Genomic DNA, 15,022 nt, shown 5'->3' on the forward strand with positions numbered 1-15,022 from the left:
CGGCCGCCGTCCTGATACCCGAACTGCTAGACTCGCCCACATCATGTTGTTAACGACAGCGGATGAAGCAGAACTATCTTTATCTTATCATCGGCGCTTTGGCCGTCGCCGTTATTGCGTTGGGGATTTACATTTATCGCGAGGAGACTAGGCCGAAAGGCGTGGAACTTCGCATCGACGATTCCGGCATTTCAGTTCAGGAAAAATAGACCGCGTAGTCCTGTTGCCCGACTTTGCACTGGAAGTCGGCTTGTACCGCCTCACCCCAACTCCAACGTCGTTATCGCAAAAACTCCGGACTGCATGAGCTGCGGCGCCTTTCCCTTGTACATCCGAGCCGTCTCGAAGCCCGGTTGAAGGCCTGCGGACGACAGCAACTCTGCAAATTGCCGGCTGGTTTCGGGAACGTCGAGATGGACGTTTCCGGGACCGGACATGTGCGCGAGCGCGGCGAAGAGATGGCTTGCCGCGTCCAGGCTGTCGGCAAAGAGCGGGCCGACCTTGCAGCCGTCCCGGCATCGGCGCGCGACGCCGTATCCCGCAATGGCGCCGTGCTTGAGGATCGCAAGCGCCATATGCGGCGGGCGCAGCCAGTGTTCCAGGAAGGATCGCCTCGGGCCGGGAAAGAAGCGGCGGTCATAGTCCAGTATGTCCGGCACGAGTTCCGGCCCTATGGCGCGAATGTCGTTGCCGACGGCTGCCGGGACATTCGGTGACCCCATGAACCGGATCGTCCGGTAGGCCGGTGCAAAACCCATGCTGCGGTAGTTGGCCTGCTGTTCGATGACACCGTCGAGGCCGATCGTGCGCTTGCCGAGCCGCGCCGTGCCGGCATCCCAAACGACCTTGCCATGGCCTTGGCCACGCTTGTCCGGCCGGCAGATGTAGAGGCCGATGAAGCCGAAACCGTCGCCATAGGCAACGGCCGAAATGCCGGCCGCCATCTCGCCATCGATAAAGGCGCCGATGAAGCCCTGGGGGTCGGCTGCCTGGAACAGCGCGGCATCGTTAAGGCCGGGATTCCAGCCTTCCGCCGCCGCCCAATCGACAAGGGTTTGCACTTCTTCACGTGCGAGCGTTCGGATCGTTCGGGGCATCACTCGGCGGCGCCAGGCGCGAAGGATTTCAACGCGCCATGATAAGACTTTGCCAACGGGCTTGCATAGGCGCCGCGCTTGGATGTCGTCAGGCCAAGGGCGATCAATGCCTCGGCCTGTTTCACGGCAGCGCCCACGCCGTCGATGACCGGAAGCCCGAATTCCCGCTGCAGCGCCGCCGCCAGATCGGCCATGCCGGCACAGCCGAGCACGATCGCCTCGGCGCGATCCTCGTCGATGGCGCGCGCAATCTCGTTGCGCAGCCTGAGCAGTGCGTCGGACGCTGGATCTTCGAGGGCAAGAACCGGGATGTCGGCGGCGCGCACACGCGCGCGCCCTGCCATGCCATAGCGCTGCACCAACCCTTCGACCGGCACGCGCGAACGTCCGGTGGTGGTGACGACGGTGAAGCGCTGGGCGATGAACGAGGCCGTGCTGAGCGATGCCTCGCAAATGCCGATGACCGGAATGTTGGCCATGGCGCGCGCGGCATCGAGGCCGGTGTCGTCGAAACAGGCAATGATCGCGGCTTGCGCGCCCGAGCGTTCGCCGGCGGCGATCTCGACCAGCAGGCCGGGCACGGCAAGCGCTTCATCGTAATAGCCTTCGATCGACACCGGGCCCATCGTAGAGGTGACGGCAACGATCTTCGTCGATTGAGCAGCGACCGATCGGGCGGCGACCGCGATAGTCTCGGTCATGCTGGCGGTGGTGTTCGGATTGACGACGAGGATCTGCACGGTCAGGCACGCTCGCGGCGGCGGCCGACATAGACGATTGCGCCGAGCGTCAGCAGGATCACCAGGAAGGAAAACACGGTCGTCACGGTGCCCAGCGCATAGAGCACCGGCGTCGTGACATTCGTCGTCATGCCGTAGATTTCGAGCGGCAGCGTGTTGAACGTGCCCGAGGTCATCAGCGTGCGGGCGAACTCGTCATATGACAGAGTGAAGCCGAACAGGCCGACGCCGATCAGGCTGGGCGCGATCATCGGCAGCACGACATGGGCAAAGGTCTGCCACGACGATGCTCCGAGATCGCGCGCGGCTTCCTCATAGGCTGGCGAGAACCGGTTGAAGACAGCAAACATAATCAGCACGCCGAAAGGCAAGGTCCAGGTCAGATGGGCGCCGAAAGCGGAGGTGTACCAGGCGGGGCGGAAGCCGATCTGCTGAAAGACGACGCCGATGCCGAGACTGATGATGATCGACGGCACGACCAGGCTGGCGACGGCCAGATAGAACAGTGCGGTTGCGCCGCGAAATTTCTGCCGGAAGGCCAGGCCGGCGAGCAGCGACACGGCGACAGTGACGACCATCACCATCAGGCCAAGGACGAGCGAGCGTTTGAAGCTGCCGCCGAAGTCGCCGACCGCCTGGCGCTCGAACAAATTGGCGAACCAGTGCAGCGACACGCCGTTCAGCGGAAATGTCAGACCGCCGTTCTCGCCCTGGAAAGAGAGGATCAGGATCGCCGAAAGCGGGCCGTAGAGGAACAACACGAAAAGACCGAAGAACGCCGCCAACACATGGAATTCGAGGGTGCGCTTGTCCTGGCTCATCGCCTCACAGCTCCTTGCGGATGTCGACGATGCGCAGGATGCCCGCGACCATCAGCAGCACCAGCACCAAGAGCACGACGGCGTTGGCGGCGGCTGCCGGATATTGCAGCAGCGACATCTGGTTCTTCATCATCAGCGCGACGGAGGCGCTCTGCCCGCCGGACATCACCTGCACCGTCGAGAAGTCGGCCATCACCAGGGTGACGACGAAAATGGTGCCGATCGCCATGCCGGGCTTGGCGAGCGGAATGACGACGTTCCACAGAACCTGCCAGCCGGAAGCGCCGGCGTCGCGCGCGGCTTCTATCAACGACTTGTCGATGCGCATCAGCGTGTTGAAGATCGGCGTCACCATGAATAGCGTATAGAGATGCACCATGGCCAGCACCACGGCGAATTCGGAATAGAGCAGCCATTCGATCGGCTTCGGGATCAGCCCCATTTGCACCAGCGTCGAGTTGACCAGGCCATTGCGGCCAAGCACCGGAATCCACGAGATCATGCGGATGATGTTGGAGGTCAGGAACGGCACCGTGCAGACAAGGAACAGCACCATCTGCATGGCCGCGGTCCTGATATGGAAGGCAAGGAAATAGGCGACCCAGAAACCGATGAACAGCGTCAGCGCCCAGACGATGGCGGCGTATTTCAGCGTGTTCAGGTAGGTTTTCCAGGTGACCCAGGAGCCGAGCGTGTCGGAATAATTGGTGGTCAGGAAATCCGGATACATCGCCGCGAAATCGTAATCCCAGAATGAGACCACGGCGATCATCAGAATTGGCAGCAGGAGGAACGCGCCGAGGATCAGGGCAAGTGGTGTTGCCTGGAGATAGGGGACGAGGGCGCCGATCGAGAGCCGGCGGCGTCTGGCGGGTTTGGCGGCGGCGGTGGCGGGGCGTTCGAGCGTGACTGTCATGAACATCTCGGTATAAGTCAGCGATGCGGCGAAGCCGCCTTTCCTTCTCCCCCTGTGGGAGAAGGTGGCCGAGCGAAGCTCGGTCGGATGAGGGGTGTTCCAGCTTGGCACCAACAGCGCTCCGGCCAGCACCCCTCAACCGTCTTGGCGCTGCGCGCCAATCCACCTTCTCCCACAAGGGGAGAAGGGGAAGACGTTGTACCTACGCAGCGATGAACTCGTTCCAGCGCTTCACCATGTAGCGGTCCTCGTCCATGACCGAGTTCCAGCAGGCGACCTTGCCCATGCGCTCTTCGAAAGAGCCGCCGTCACGCACGGCGCCAGCCTTTTCCATGACCTTGCCGTCCGGCGACAGGATATCGCCCTTTGCCGGCTTGCCTTCGATCCAGTAGCCCCACTCGTCCTCGGACATGAACTTCTTGGCCGACACCATGTTGGCCGAGTAATAGCCTTGGCGGTTGAGATAGCCGCCAACCCAGCCGGACGTGTACCAGTTGATGTATTCATAGGCGGCATCGAGTTCGGCGCCGGAGAGATGGGCTGCCAGGCCAAGCCCGCCACCCCAGGACCGGTAGCCTTCCTTGAGCGGCTGGAACCGGCACGCGATGCCCTTGGAGCGGACCGCGGCCACGGCCGGCGACCACATCGACTGGATGACCACTTCGCCTGAAGCCATCAGGTTGACGCTCTCGTCGAAGGATTTCCAGAAGGCGCGGAACTGGCCGGCTTGCTTGGCCTTGATCAGGAAGTCGATCGTCTTGTCGATCTCCTCCTTGGTCATGTTGCCCTTGTCGGCGTATTTGATGTTGCCCGTTGCCTCCATGATCATCGCCGCATCCATGATGCCGATCGATGGGATGTTGAGGATGGCGGTCTTGCCCTTGAAGGCCGGATCCATGATGTCGGCCCAGGTGGTGATATCGCGGCCGACGAGGTCGGGGCGGATGCCGAGCGTATCGGCATTGTAGATCGTCGGCACCATGGTGAACCAATTGGTCGGCGCCTTGGCGAAAACCTTGCTGTCCTGGGCCTCGACGTAACCGACCGTATGCGGTGCGGTGCCCTGGGCAATGACGCTGTCGGGCGTCAGCTTGCCGGTTTTGAACAGCGGCACCAGCTCGTCGTAATATTTCAGCTTGGTGACATCCATCGGCTGCAGGACGCCTGTCGGGAACACCTTCTTGCAGATCCAGTATTCGATGTCGGCGATGTCGTAGCTGTCGGGCTGCGTCACGGCGCGCTGCGCGGCGGCGTCGGAATCGGTTGCTGTCATCTCCAGCGTGATGCCAAGGTCGGCCTTGCACTTGTCGGCGATGGCATTGAGGTTGGATACGCCGGTGCCGAACTGGCGCAGGGTGATGTTCGATTGCGCCCAGATGGTCGGAAAGCCTGATATGGCGCCGGAACCGGCGGCGAAACCGACGGCGGCGGCACCTGTCTTGAGCAGCGAACGTCGCGATATTCCAGTCTTCTTGTCGGTGGTGTTGGTCATGTTCAGTTCCCCTGTTTTGGTTGGTTATGCTGGATTTCAGGAATCGAGACGGCCAAGGACGATCGCGTCCTCGGCGTCCCAGGCGATCGGCACTGCGTCGCCGACGGCAACCGGCCTGGCGAAGAAGCTGGTGTCGTCGACGATTACCGTGAAATCCTCGATGCCGGCGCCATTGACCGAGAGCTTCACGGTCGAACCGCGGTACTCGATGTTTGAAACGATGCCGGTGAAGCCGAGCCCGGCTGCCGGCGGCTCGCCGATGCGCACGTGGTCGGTGCGAATGGCGATGTCGATGGGTTCCCCGGTCTCCCTGCCCTGCCCGCTGGCGGCGAGCGTGACGCCGCCGGGCACATCGAAAACGACCATGCCGTCGCGACTGCCGGCGACGCGCCCGGAGATGACATTGTGGTCGCCCATGAAACGAGCGACGAAGGCCGTGGCCGGCCGCTCGAACACCGTGCGAGGGTGCGCCGCCTGCTCGATACGGCCGTCGTTCATCACCACGATCAGGTCGGCCAGCGCCATCGCCTCTTCCTGGCTGTGGGTGACGTGGACGAAAGTGATGCCGAGCGACGTCTGCAGCTTCTTCAGTTCGGCTCGCATGCGGATCTTCAGGAAAGGATCGAGCGCCGAAAGCGGTTCGTCGAGCAACAGCGCCTCGGGATCGGTGATCAATGCGCGCGCAAGAGCAACGCGCTGCTGCTGCCCGCCGGAAAGCTGCGCCGGGCGGCGGCTGGCATAGGCCTCCATTTGCATCAGCTTCAGCATGTCGAGTGCCTTGGCGCGGCGCTCCTCCTTGCCGACGCCTTTCATCTTCAGGCTGAAGGCGACATTGTCGATCAGGTCGAGATGCGGAAACAGTGCGTAGGACTGGAACATCATGGCAGTGCCGCGCCTGGCCGGCGGCAGGTCGGTGACCACTGTGTTGCCGAGACGCACGTCGCCACTCGATATGCTCTCGTGCCCGGCGATCATGCGCAGCGTCGAGGTCTTGCCACAGCCGGACGGACCGAGCAGGCAGCAATAGGTTCCCGCAGGGATTTTCAGGCTGATGCCTTCGACGGCAGTCGTCGCGCCATAGACTTTCGAAACGGACACAATGTCGATTTCGGCGGCTTTGGACATCCAGCTTCCCCTTTGGTCGGATTAGCCAAAGCATCATGCGTGCCAGTTGCGCGCCGCCGCACCAACCGACTGAATCCTCGAAGAAATCAGGGCCGCCTCTATATAGCTGCCGATACGTCGCCCTTGTGCAATGCACAAATTATAGGCGATTGCCGCCGATCTTCGCAAAGATCGTATGCAATCTTTTTCATCTCTGTATTCACTTTGTCTCTCGTCCAAGCGATGCGATTCAGGGTAGAAGAACGCAGGACCACTGCCATGAACATTGCCGACCAGACCTTCCCTGCTATCGAGGCCGCCAACGAGGATCGCGCGCAGGCGATCCGCGACCAGTTGCGCGACGCGATCGTCGATCGCCGGCTGGCGCCGGGAACAAAGCTTTCCGAAGGCGAAGTCGGCACGCTGTTCGATGTCAGCCGCACCGTGGCGCGTGCGGCACTGCAGATGCTTTCCTTCGAAGGATTGGTGCGCACCGAGCGCAATCGCGGCGCCTTCGTCGCCAATCCGTCGCCGGAGGAAGCGCGGCAGGTTTTTGCTTCGCGCCGGCTCATCGAACCAGGCATCGCGATTGCCGCCGCCGGACGGATGACGCCGGCGCATGTCGCCGCGTTCAAGGCCCAGCTCGACGAAGAAGGCCGTTTCATCGCCGAACGCGGACCGAACGCAAGGCGATCGGAGATCAAGGCGTCGGGGGATTTTCACCTGCTTCTGGCGTCGGTCGCGGGAAACGTCATCCTGCAGCGCTTCATGGAGGAATTGGTCGCTCGTTCATCGCTGGTGATCGCACTCTATGGCCGCTCGGGCATCTCGAGCTGCGGCCACAACGAACACACGCAGATCCTCGAGGCGCTGGAAAATGGCAATGCCGAACGCGCCAGCGCGCTGATGCTGCACCACATCGACCATATCGAGGCCGACCTCGATCTGCGCGTCAGGAGCGGCCCGGCACTCAGGCAGGCGCTCGAGTTCTGAGATCGCGTCAACGCACGATCCTCACGCACATCGGCGTGCCAATATCGATGGATCGGCCGGTGTCGGTCAGCCGGCCGGTTGCGGCATCACGGGCGAAAATCGAGATGCGGTCGGCATTCTGGTTGGCCGAGAACAGATGACCGCCCGAGGGCGTCAGTGCCAGATTGCGCGGCGTGGCGCCGCCGCAAGGCGTATAGCCCACAAGGGCAAGCCTGCCGGTTTGCTGGTCGATCGAAAACACCACTATGCTGTCATGGCCGCGGTTGGAGCCGTAGAGAAAGCGGCCGTCAGGCGAGATCTGGATGTCGGCGCAGTGATTGCCGTCGCGCGCCTCGGGCGGCACGGCCGGCTTGCTGTCGATCACCGTAAGCTTGCCTGATGCTTCGTCCGGCGCAAGCGAGACAACCGTCGAATCCAGCTCGTTCATGACGAACACGAAGCGACCGCCCGGATGCAGTGCGAGATGGCGCGGACCCGCGCCTGGCGCAAGCGCCGACTCGGCGAGCTTCGTCAGGCTGCCGTCTGGCCCGATGCGGTAGGACACCAGCCGGTCGATGCCGAGGTCAGCGACGATCGCCATGCCGCCGGCAACCGTCTCGGTTACGCTATGGGCATGCGGCCGCTCCTGGCGGGCAGGATCTGGTCCGGTCCCGCTATGGGCAACGCTCGACAACGGCGCTGTCAGGCCGCCATTCTCACCCAACCCATAGACCACGACCGAGCGATCGGGACCGCCCTCGCCCATGCCGTAATTGGCGACCAGCAGCTTCGTCCGGTCCCGCGTGATGGTGTTGTGCGCCGTGATGCTGCCCAGCGTCGGCTGCTTGTTGATGTAGGACAGCGTGGCGGTCTGCCTGTCGAAACGGTAGGCCGAGACCACCCCTTCGCGCCAGGTGAACACTTCTGAGTTGGCATAGATGTGGGAGCCGTCCGGCGTCACCGACAGGAAGGTGGGATTGTCGATGTCTCCCGTCTCGGCCAGTTTCTTCGTCCGCAGCGTCCGTTCGTCGAAACTGTAGACACCCAGCCCGATGCCGCGCGCGCCCTGAAAATACGGGGCGTCGCGATTGAGGCTGCCGACGAAAACCAGACAGGCATTCTGCATCACTTCCTCCCTTGTTCCGCCGGCATTGGCCCCGACGGAGCAGGCAAAATTTCGCCGAGACTCGCTTGCAACACAACCCCATATGTGAAAATACTATTCACAAAAGAAGATTGACGGGAGGATCGATCATGCATTTCGCTGGTCTGCGGCGCGCCCTGATGGACGATTCCCGCTCCCAGAGGAAGTCGTCATGAGCGGTTTCGCGCCAACCGTGGGCGTGGCATCGACACACCCCGCCAACATGCCTAGGGATCACGCCGACCTTCCCGTCTGGAACGCGGAGAACTGGTTCTATGAAGACTGGCCGGTCGGCCAGAAGATCCGCTCGCTGCGCCGGACCATTGCCGAGGGCGACAGCCATCTCTTCAACACGCTGGTGCTCGACATCCATCCATACGTGCAGGACCAGATGTTCGCCGAGACGCAAGGCATTTTCGGCAAGCGGCTGGTGGCAGGGGCCTTCGTGTTCTCGGCCGGGCTCGGTCTCGTCGCCACCAATTGCATCAACGCCTTTTCGTATGGCTACGACAAATTGCGCTTCATCAAGCCGGTGTTCATAGGCGACACGATCTATTCGATCCGCTCCAACCTCGACAAGAAGCCAAAATACAAGGAAATGGGGCTGATCCGCGCCAGCTATGAAGTCTTCAAGGGTGAAGGCGAGCTCGTGCTTTATTGCGAGCACCTGCAGACGGTGAAGTACCGCAATCCGGCCGATTTCGCCGGCAAGACGGAGAAATAGGCAATGGCTGCCATTGCCGAACTGCCGCTGACCGGGCTCATCGTTGTCGATATGAGCCAGTTCTTGTCCGGGCCTTACTGCTCGCTGCGACTGCTCGACCTCGGCGCTCGCGTCATCAAGATCGAACGGCCGGACGGCGGCGACCTGTCGCGCCGGCTTTATCTCAGCGACACCGAGATCGGCGGCGATTCCACCATTTTCCATGCGATCAACCGCGCCAAGGAAAGCCTTGCCATCGACTTGAAGGACGAGGCCGACCTTGCGGCGCTGCGCGGCCTGCTGGCCAAGGCCGACGTGCTGATCCAGAATTTCAGGCCCGGCGTCATCGAACGCCTGGGCTTCGATTGCGAGGCGGTGCGCAAGATCAATCCGCGCCTGGTCTATGCCTCGATCAGCGGCTATGGCGAGGAAGGCCCGTGGGTCAAGCGGCCCGGGCAGGATCTGCTGGCGCAGGCCCGCTCCGGCGTGATGTGGCTGAACGGCGACGAGGACCAAGGGCCGGTGCCCTTCGGCCTGGCGATCGCCGACATGCTGGCGGGCTCCGCCGCCGCGCAAGGCATCCTCGCCGCACTGGTGCGGCGCGGCGTGACCGGCAAGGGCAGCCATGTCGAGACCAGTCTGCTCGAAGCGCTGGTCGACTTCCAGTTCGAGGTGCTGACCACGCATCTCAATGACGGGCGCCGGCTGCCGCGGCGGTCGAGCTTCCGCAGCGCGCACGCCTATCTCTCGGCGCCCTACGGCGTCTATCCGGCCAAGGGCGGCTATCTGGCGATCGCCATGACGCCGATCTCGAAACTCGCCGATCTCCTCGGGCTCGAGGAGCTTGCGCCCTATCGCGACCAGCCGTCGACCTGGTTCACCGCCCGCGACGAGATCAAGGCGATCATCGCGCAAAAGATCGCAACGAAGACGGTCGACGAATGGCTTGCCATTCTCGAGCCTGCCGACATCTGGTGCGCCAAGGTTTTGACCTGGCCGGAAATGATGGCCAGCGAAGGCTTCCAGGTCCTCGACATGCTGCAGGCGGTGACGCGCGAGGATGACGTTTCGATCCTCACCACGCGCTCGCCGCTCAGGATCGACGGCATCCGCGCGAAGGTCGAGCGGGCCGCGCCACGCATCGGCGAGCACAGCGCAAAAATCCGCGCGGAGTTCGGGCTGTGAGCGACGTCACGCTCAAAGGCATGACCTGGAGCCATCCGCGCGGCTATGACCCGATGGTCGCCTGTTCGAGACTGTGGAAGCAACAAACTGGCATCGCCGTTGAATGGGACAAGCGCTCGCTGCAGGATTTCGAATCCTTCCCGGTCGAGGAACTGGCCCGTGCCTACGACCTGATCGTCGTCGACCATCCGCATGTCGGCCAGATCACCGCCGAGAATTGCCTGGCGCCGCTCGATGTCGCCGGCCGGGAAGCCGAACGTGCAGCACTTGCGGCGGGCAGTGTCGGCCGGTCCTTTCCGAGCTACAACTGGCAAGGCCGGCAGTGGGCGTTTCCGATCGACGCGGCCAGCCAGGTGCAGGCATGGCGGCCCGACATGCTTTCGGCTGCGCCGGCGAGCTGGGCCGATGCCCTCGATCTGGCGCGGCAAGGCCACGTGCTGTTGCCGCTCAGGCCGCCGCATTCGCTGATGGTGTTCTACACGCTTGCCGGCAATCTCGGCCGGCCCGCCGGTGAAGGCCCTGGCGACCATGTGGATCCGGCAGCGGGCAAGCAGGTCTTCGAGATGATGCGCGAGATCGCAGCCCTCGTCGACCCGGCCTGTCTTGGCATGGATCCGATCGCGGTTCTGGAGCAAATGGCCGGATCCGGCTCGCGGATCGCCTGCGCGCCGCTGATCTATGGCTATGTCTCCTATGCCATCGCCGGGTTTCGACCCAACCGCCTGGCTTTCGCGGATATCCCGGCCGCTGGCAATGCCGGCCCCAAAGGCTCGGCGCTCGGCGGGACCGGCATCGCCGTGTCGGCCTTCTCGAAGGCCGGACAGGAAGCAATCGACTTCGCCTACTGGATCGCCAGCGGCGACGTGCAGCGTGGCCCCTACGCCTCGGCCGGCGGCCAGCCCGGCCACGCCGCGGCCTGGGCGGATGCCGCCGTCAATGCCGCCGCCGGCAATTTCTACAAGGACACCCGGGCCACGCTCGAAGGTGCCTGGGTGAGGCCGCGGCATGATGGCTACATGGCCTTCCAGCAGGCGGCGTCCGATCGCATCAATGTCGGCCTGAGCGAAAGGCACAATGCCGCTCGCGTCGTTGCCGATCTCAATCGCCTGTTTCGGGAGAGCCTTTCGACGCAGGTGTCCGGCGTTGCCGGCGGAGGAGCCTGAACAACCGAACGGAGGAGAACATGAACAGCCTGATCCGCGGCCTTATGGCCGCAACCGCACTTGCATCGGTCACGACCATAGCCTGCGCTCAAGACGTTTCGGGCGTGATTGCTGGATTGCCGACCGAACTGAAGGCACAATATGACGGCGCGCCGCAAAAGGTGCTGCCGTCGGCCTGGGATAATTTCACGCCGCCGCCAAAGCCGTGGAAATGGTGCCACTCAGAGTCCTACCAGGGCAATCCGTGGCGCGTCACCGTGACCAAGGAGTTGAAGCGGCTGGTCGACGGCCTGATCGCCGACGGCACCGTGGCGAGCTTCGAAGTGTCGGATTCCAACAATGACGCCAGTCAGCAGATCAACCAGATCCGCGCCTTCATCGACAAGAAATGCTCGATCATCACCTCGATCCCCGGCTCGGCGACGGCGCTGGACGATGCCATCGATGCCGCAGCCAAAGCCGGCATCCCCTTCATCACGGCAGCTGGGTCGGTGACCAGCCCGAATGCGATCAATGTCGATTCCAACTATGCGCGCTGGGGCTACGACATGATGACCGCGATCGGCAAAGCAATGCCGGACGGCGGCAGCGTGCTTCTGGTCGAAGGCATTGCCGGTCACCCGATCGTCGTGCAGGAGCGCCAGGGCGCCGACAAGGCGCTGGCCGAAAATTCAAAGCTCAAGGTCTCGCGCAGCGTCAACGGCAACTGGACGGCCAACGCTACCAAGACGGCGGTGCTGCAGGCGATCGCCACCAATCCGGCGCCGATCGATGCAGTGTGGACGACGGGCAGCGAAAGCCGCGTCGTCGCCGAGGCCTTTGCCGAGGCCGGCCGCCCTGCCCCGCTGATCACCGGCTCGATCACCGGCGATGCGCTCGGCTACTGGAAGGCCAATCCCGACAAATACCGCTTCGAAGGCCATGCGGTTCTGCCGCACTGGACGGCCGAGACGCTGTTTCGTGTCGGCGTGCGCATGCTCGATGGGCAGAAGCCCAAGCTCAACACGCTGCTGATCCCGATTCCGCCGGTCCACAATGCCGACCTCGGCGCCTGGTACAAGGACTGCATGACGCCGGACGCCGTCTCGATCTTCCCGGTCCCGCCGAAGGATCCGATGCCGGAGGAATGGCTCGATGCCTACTTCGCCAATCCGGCACCGACCAAGGGCTGGGATTATTCGAAGGTGCCGGACGCCTGCGCCAAGTAGGATACGAAGGCCGGCTCCGCACGGGCGGTGCCGGCTTTCTCGATCAGGATTGCTCATGCTGGAAGTCCAGGCCATCTCGAAACGCTACGGCGAAACGATTGCGCTGGCCAATGCCTCCATCGCATTCCGCGCCGGCACGATCCACACCATCCTGGGCGAGAACGGTTCGGGCAAGAGCACCCTGGTCAAGCTGCTGTCGGGGATCGTCCAGCCGGACAGCGGCGCGATCCTGCTCGACGGAGTGCCCTTTACCGGCCTCTCGCCGGCGGCGTTCCAGACCGCCGGGTTGGCCACCGTGTTCCAGGAAGTGCTGATCGCGCCTGACCGTTCGGTGACCGACAACATCCTGCTCGGCCTCGACGGCTTGCTGACGCGCACCGTGCCGCGCGCCGAGCGGCGGCAGCGCGCACAAGCGGTGCTGAAGCGCTTCGCGGTGACCGAGATCCCGCTCGACCAGTTGGCCGGGCAATTGCCGCTTGCGGTTCAGCAATTGGTAGTGCTCGCCCGCGCTGTGGTCCGCAGCCCGCGCATTCTCATCCTTGACGAGGTTACGGCGGCGCTCGACTTTGCCGATCGCGAGGCGGTCTTTGCCATGATGCGCAAGCTTGCCTCGGAAGGCTGCCTGATCCTGTTCATCACCCACCGCATGGACGAGGTGATGTCGCTTTCGGACCGGATTTCCGTGCTGCGCGGCGGCAGCGTGGTCACGACTGAGGAACGCGGCACGTCCACCGCATCCGAACTTCTCAAGGCAATGGCGCCACGCACGGCGGCGGAGCTGGCGCATGGCTGATCGCGCCAGCCTTTCGGTGCGCGGCCTGGTGATCGCGCCGGGCGCAAGCCCCATGACGCAAACCATTGCGCCGGGCGAGATCGTCGGCCTTGCCGGCCTCGACGGCCATGGACAGGAACGGTTCCTGAAAGTGCTGGCCGGCCTGGAACGCCCGGCTGGCGGCGAGGTGACCGTCGAGGCGCCAACCGGAGCGCGCGCGATCACCAATTTCCGCAAGGCGGTCGCCGGCGGCATCGCCTATTTGCCGCGCGACCGGCGCACCACCGGCATTTTTCCGACCCAATCGGTGCTCGACAATTTTGCCGTCTCGACGCTGTCGCGCGATATGCGTTTCGGTCTGCTCAGCTTCGCCGCGCGGCGGCAGCGCTATGAACGCTATCGGGACAGACTGTCGATCATCGCGCCACGGCCGGACGCCCCGATCACCACGCTTTCCGGCGGCAACCAGCAGAAGGTGCTGCTGGCCCGCGCATTGGCGCTGGAACCGGCGATCCTGCTCCTCAATGATCCGACGCGCGGTGTCGACGTGGCGACGCGCCATGTCCTCTACGATGTGTTTCGTGGACTGGCGGCGGACGGCATGGCTCTGGTCATCCTATCGAGCGAGATCGAGGAGATCCTGCTGCTTTGCCATCGCGTGCTGGTGTTCCGCGAACAGCAGGTGGCGGCTGAAATCACCGGAGACGAGATGAAAAGCGATACGGTGATCGCCGCCATGTTCGGGCGCGCGGCATGAGCGGGTTGCGGCGCATGGCGGCGCGATGGCGCGGCGCCGGCTTTGCGGCAGTGCTGTTGGTGATCCTGATCGCGGTCAATCTGCTGCTCAATCCGGCGCGCTTCCATCCTGCCGCCTGGGGCGCGCTGATCGGGCTCGCCGCGCCGCTGATCGGCACAGCGCTCGCCTCGGCTCCAGTGATCCTCGCCGGGCGCGGCGGCATCGACATTTCCGTCGGGCCATTGATGGGCTTCGTCAATGCGATGGTGATCCAGGTGCTGTTCCTCAGGCTTGGCATATCTTCGCCGCTGGTCATCGTGCCGGCGGCGCTTCTGATCGGCGCGATCGTCGGCGCCGCCAACGGCTTTCTGGCGACCATCGTCCGCATCCAGCCGATCGTCGCAACGCTCGGCACCTATCTGATCCTCACCGGCATGACGCTGACCATCCTGCCGGCGCCGATCGGGCCGGCGCCGGGCTGGCTGAAGGCAATGGCCGGACCCTGGTCGGCGCTGCCGCTGGCGCTGATCTTGCTGTTCTGGTGGCTGGTGCGGCAGACGCCTTATTACGACCAGCTGATGGTGGTGGGCAGCGACGACCGCGCCGCCTACACGGCCGGCATTCCGGTGACGAAAGTACGTTTCATAGCCTATGTCATGACCGGTATACTTGCCGCCTGTGCCGGCCTCATGCTGACCGCGCTGATCGGTTCGGCCGACCCTAATATCGGGCCAACCTACACGCTGATCGCGATTGCCGCGGTGGCGCTCGGCGGCGTCAGCCTTGCCGGCGGGCGCGGCGGGCTCGCCGGCGCCGCCATCGGCGCTGTCGACATCTTCCTGCTGCAGAGCGTGCTGACCGCCTTCAACGTCTCCACCTATGTGCTGCAGATCGCCTATGGCGCGATCCTGGTTGTGGCCGTCATCATGACGGCGCTGCAGGAGCGGCTCTCGGGAGGGAAAGGCTGAG

At 63.7% G+C, this 15,022-nt stretch carries 16 protein-coding genes; 9 read left to right on the forward strand and 7 right to left on the reverse strand.

What is annotated here, in order from left to right:
* Positions 1-62: 62 nt before the first annotated feature.
* Entirely contained in the window at positions 63-209 is a 147-nt protein-coding gene (locus NKJ91_RS09220) for a hypothetical protein (protein WP_352455276.1), read from the forward strand.
* A 51-nt stretch (positions 210-260) separates the two neighbouring features.
* Here the strand turns inward: NKJ91_RS09220 and NKJ91_RS09225 are convergent, their stop codons facing one another.
* The 6 genes from NKJ91_RS09225 to NKJ91_RS09250 all read right to left on the reverse strand — a co-directional run bounded on the left by NKJ91_RS09225 (position 261) and on the right by NKJ91_RS09250 (position 6,191).
* Positions 261-1,097, reverse strand: a complete 837-nt coding sequence (locus NKJ91_RS09225) for a GNAT family N-acetyltransferase (RefSeq protein ID WP_352455277.1) — start codon at positions 1,095-1,097, stop codon at positions 261-263.
* Positions 1,097-1,837, reverse strand: coding sequence for an aspartate/glutamate racemase family protein (locus NKJ91_RS09230; RefSeq protein ID WP_352455278.1), 741 nt, complete (start codon positions 1,835-1,837; stop codon positions 1,097-1,099). The genes NKJ91_RS09225 and NKJ91_RS09230 overlap by 1 nt, the downstream gene beginning before the upstream one ends.
* Positions 1,838-1,839: 2 nt before the next feature.
* On the reverse strand, positions 1,840-2,658 hold the full coding sequence (locus NKJ91_RS09235) for an ABC transporter permease (RefSeq protein WP_352455279.1): 819 nt from the start codon (positions 2,656-2,658) through the stop codon (positions 1,840-1,842).
* A 4-nt stretch (positions 2,659-2,662) separates the two neighbouring features.
* On the reverse strand, positions 2,663-3,574 hold the full coding sequence (locus NKJ91_RS09240) for an ABC transporter permease (RefSeq protein ID WP_352455309.1): 912 nt from the start codon (positions 3,572-3,574) through the stop codon (positions 2,663-2,665).
* Positions 3,575-3,776: 202 nt separating this feature from the next.
* A complete protein-coding gene (locus NKJ91_RS09245; protein WP_352451581.1) occupies positions 3,777-5,066 on the reverse strand; it encodes an ABC transporter substrate-binding protein in 1,290 nt (429 codons plus the stop codon).
* A 36-nt stretch (positions 5,067-5,102) separates the two neighbouring features.
* Complete coding sequence (locus NKJ91_RS09250; protein WP_352455280.1) at positions 5,103-6,191, reverse strand: ABC transporter ATP-binding protein; 1,089 nt, start codon at positions 6,189-6,191, stop codon at positions 5,103-5,105.
* 258 nt (positions 6,192-6,449) lie between these two features.
* Here NKJ91_RS09250 and NKJ91_RS09255 point away from each other — a divergent pair, with 258 nt between their 5' ends.
* Positions 6,450-7,163, forward strand: coding sequence for a GntR family transcriptional regulator (locus tag NKJ91_RS09255; protein WP_023676076.1), 714 nt, complete (start codon positions 6,450-6,452; stop codon positions 7,161-7,163).
* Between the two features lie 7 nt (positions 7,164-7,170).
* Here NKJ91_RS09255 and NKJ91_RS09260 read toward each other — a convergent pair whose 3' ends face one another.
* Positions 7,171-8,268: a lactonase family protein gene (locus tag NKJ91_RS09260; protein WP_352455281.1), complete on the reverse strand. Its 1,098-nt coding sequence runs from the start codon at positions 8,266-8,268 to the stop codon at positions 7,171-7,173.
* A 190-nt stretch (positions 8,269-8,458) separates the two neighbouring features.
* Here NKJ91_RS09260 and NKJ91_RS09265 point away from each other — a divergent pair, with 190 nt between their 5' ends.
* The 7 genes from NKJ91_RS09265 to NKJ91_RS09295 are packed head-to-tail and all read left to right on the forward strand — an operon-like array spanning position 8,459 to position 15,021.
* Complete coding sequence (locus tag NKJ91_RS09265; RefSeq protein WP_352455282.1) at positions 8,459-9,010, forward strand: MaoC family dehydratase; 552 nt, start codon at positions 8,459-8,461, stop codon at positions 9,008-9,010.
* Between the two features lie 3 nt (positions 9,011-9,013).
* Entirely contained in the window at positions 9,014-10,174 is a 1,161-nt protein-coding gene (locus tag NKJ91_RS09270; protein ID WP_352455283.1) for a CaiB/BaiF CoA transferase family protein, read from the forward strand.
* Positions 10,175-10,194: 20 nt separating this feature from the next.
* Positions 10,195-11,337, forward strand: a complete 1,143-nt coding sequence (locus NKJ91_RS09275; protein ID WP_352455310.1) for an extracellular solute-binding protein — start codon at positions 10,195-10,197, stop codon at positions 11,335-11,337.
* A 20-nt stretch (positions 11,338-11,357) separates the two neighbouring features.
* A complete protein-coding gene (locus tag NKJ91_RS09280) occupies positions 11,358-12,545 on the forward strand; it encodes an ABC transporter substrate-binding protein (RefSeq protein ID WP_352455284.1) in 1,188 nt (395 codons plus the stop codon).
* Positions 12,546-12,600: 55 nt separating this feature from the next.
* Positions 12,601-13,338: an ATP-binding cassette domain-containing protein gene (locus NKJ91_RS09285; protein WP_352455285.1), complete on the forward strand. Its 738-nt coding sequence runs from the start codon at positions 12,601-12,603 to the stop codon at positions 13,336-13,338.
* Positions 13,331-14,074, forward strand: a complete 744-nt coding sequence (locus NKJ91_RS09290; RefSeq protein WP_352455286.1) for an ATP-binding cassette domain-containing protein — start codon at positions 13,331-13,333, stop codon at positions 14,072-14,074. Before NKJ91_RS09285 ends, NKJ91_RS09290 begins: the two co-directional genes overlap by 8 nt.
* Positions 14,071-15,021, forward strand: coding sequence for an ABC transporter permease (locus tag NKJ91_RS09295; RefSeq protein ID WP_352455287.1), 951 nt, complete (start codon positions 14,071-14,073; stop codon positions 15,019-15,021). The genes NKJ91_RS09290 and NKJ91_RS09295 overlap by 4 nt, the downstream gene beginning before the upstream one ends.
* The last annotated feature ends 1 nt before the right edge of the window (position 15,022 follow it).

This window comes from Mesorhizobium sp. M0040 (genome assembly GCF_040323505.1).
In the GTDB taxonomy this organism is placed as follows: domain Bacteria; phylum Pseudomonadota; class Alphaproteobacteria; order Rhizobiales; family Rhizobiaceae; genus Mesorhizobium.

Bases quoted from the DNA above. Each gene is read 5' to 3' on its own strand.
- NKJ91_RS09220 (WP_352455276.1), top strand. From the start codon at position 63: ATGAAGCAGAACTATCTTTATCTTATCATCGGCGCTTTGGCCGTCGCC.
- NKJ91_RS09225 (WP_352455277.1), bottom strand. From the start codon at position 1,097: ATGCCCCGAACGATCCGAACGCTCGCACGTGAAGAAGTGCAAACCCTT.
- NKJ91_RS09235 (WP_352455279.1), bottom strand. From the start codon at position 2,658: ATGAGCCAGGACAAGCGCACCCTCGAATTCCATGTGTTGGCGGCGTTC.
- NKJ91_RS09240 (WP_352455309.1), bottom strand. From the start codon at position 3,574: ATGACAGTCACGCTCGAACGCCCCGCCACCGCCGCCGCCAAACCCGCC.
- NKJ91_RS09245 (WP_352451581.1), bottom strand. From the start codon at position 5,066: ATGACCAACACCACCGACAAGAAGACTGGAATATCGCGACGTTCGCTG.
- NKJ91_RS09250 (WP_352455280.1), bottom strand. From the start codon at position 6,191: ATGTCCAAAGCCGCCGAAATCGACATTGTGTCCGTTTCGAAAGTCTAT.
- NKJ91_RS09255 (WP_023676076.1), top strand. From the start codon at position 6,450: ATGAACATTGCCGACCAGACCTTCCCTGCTATCGAGGCCGCCAACGAG.
- NKJ91_RS09260 (WP_352455281.1), bottom strand. From the start codon at position 8,268: ATGCAGAATGCCTGTCTGGTTTTCGTCGGCAGCCTCAATCGCGACGCC.
- NKJ91_RS09265 (WP_352455282.1), top strand. From the start codon at position 8,459: ATGAGCGGTTTCGCGCCAACCGTGGGCGTGGCATCGACACACCCCGCC.
- NKJ91_RS09270 (WP_352455283.1), top strand. From the start codon at position 9,014: ATGGCTGCCATTGCCGAACTGCCGCTGACCGGGCTCATCGTTGTCGAT.
- NKJ91_RS09275 (WP_352455310.1), top strand. From the start codon at position 10,195: ATGACCTGGAGCCATCCGCGCGGCTATGACCCGATGGTCGCCTGTTCG.
- NKJ91_RS09280 (WP_352455284.1), top strand. From the start codon at position 11,358: ATGAACAGCCTGATCCGCGGCCTTATGGCCGCAACCGCACTTGCATCG.
- NKJ91_RS09285 (WP_352455285.1), top strand. From the start codon at position 12,601: ATGCTGGAAGTCCAGGCCATCTCGAAACGCTACGGCGAAACGATTGCG.
- NKJ91_RS09290 (WP_352455286.1), top strand. From the start codon at position 13,331: ATGGCTGATCGCGCCAGCCTTTCGGTGCGCGGCCTGGTGATCGCGCCG.
- NKJ91_RS09295 (WP_352455287.1), top strand. From the start codon at position 14,071: ATGAGCGGGTTGCGGCGCATGGCGGCGCGATGGCGCGGCGCCGGCTTT.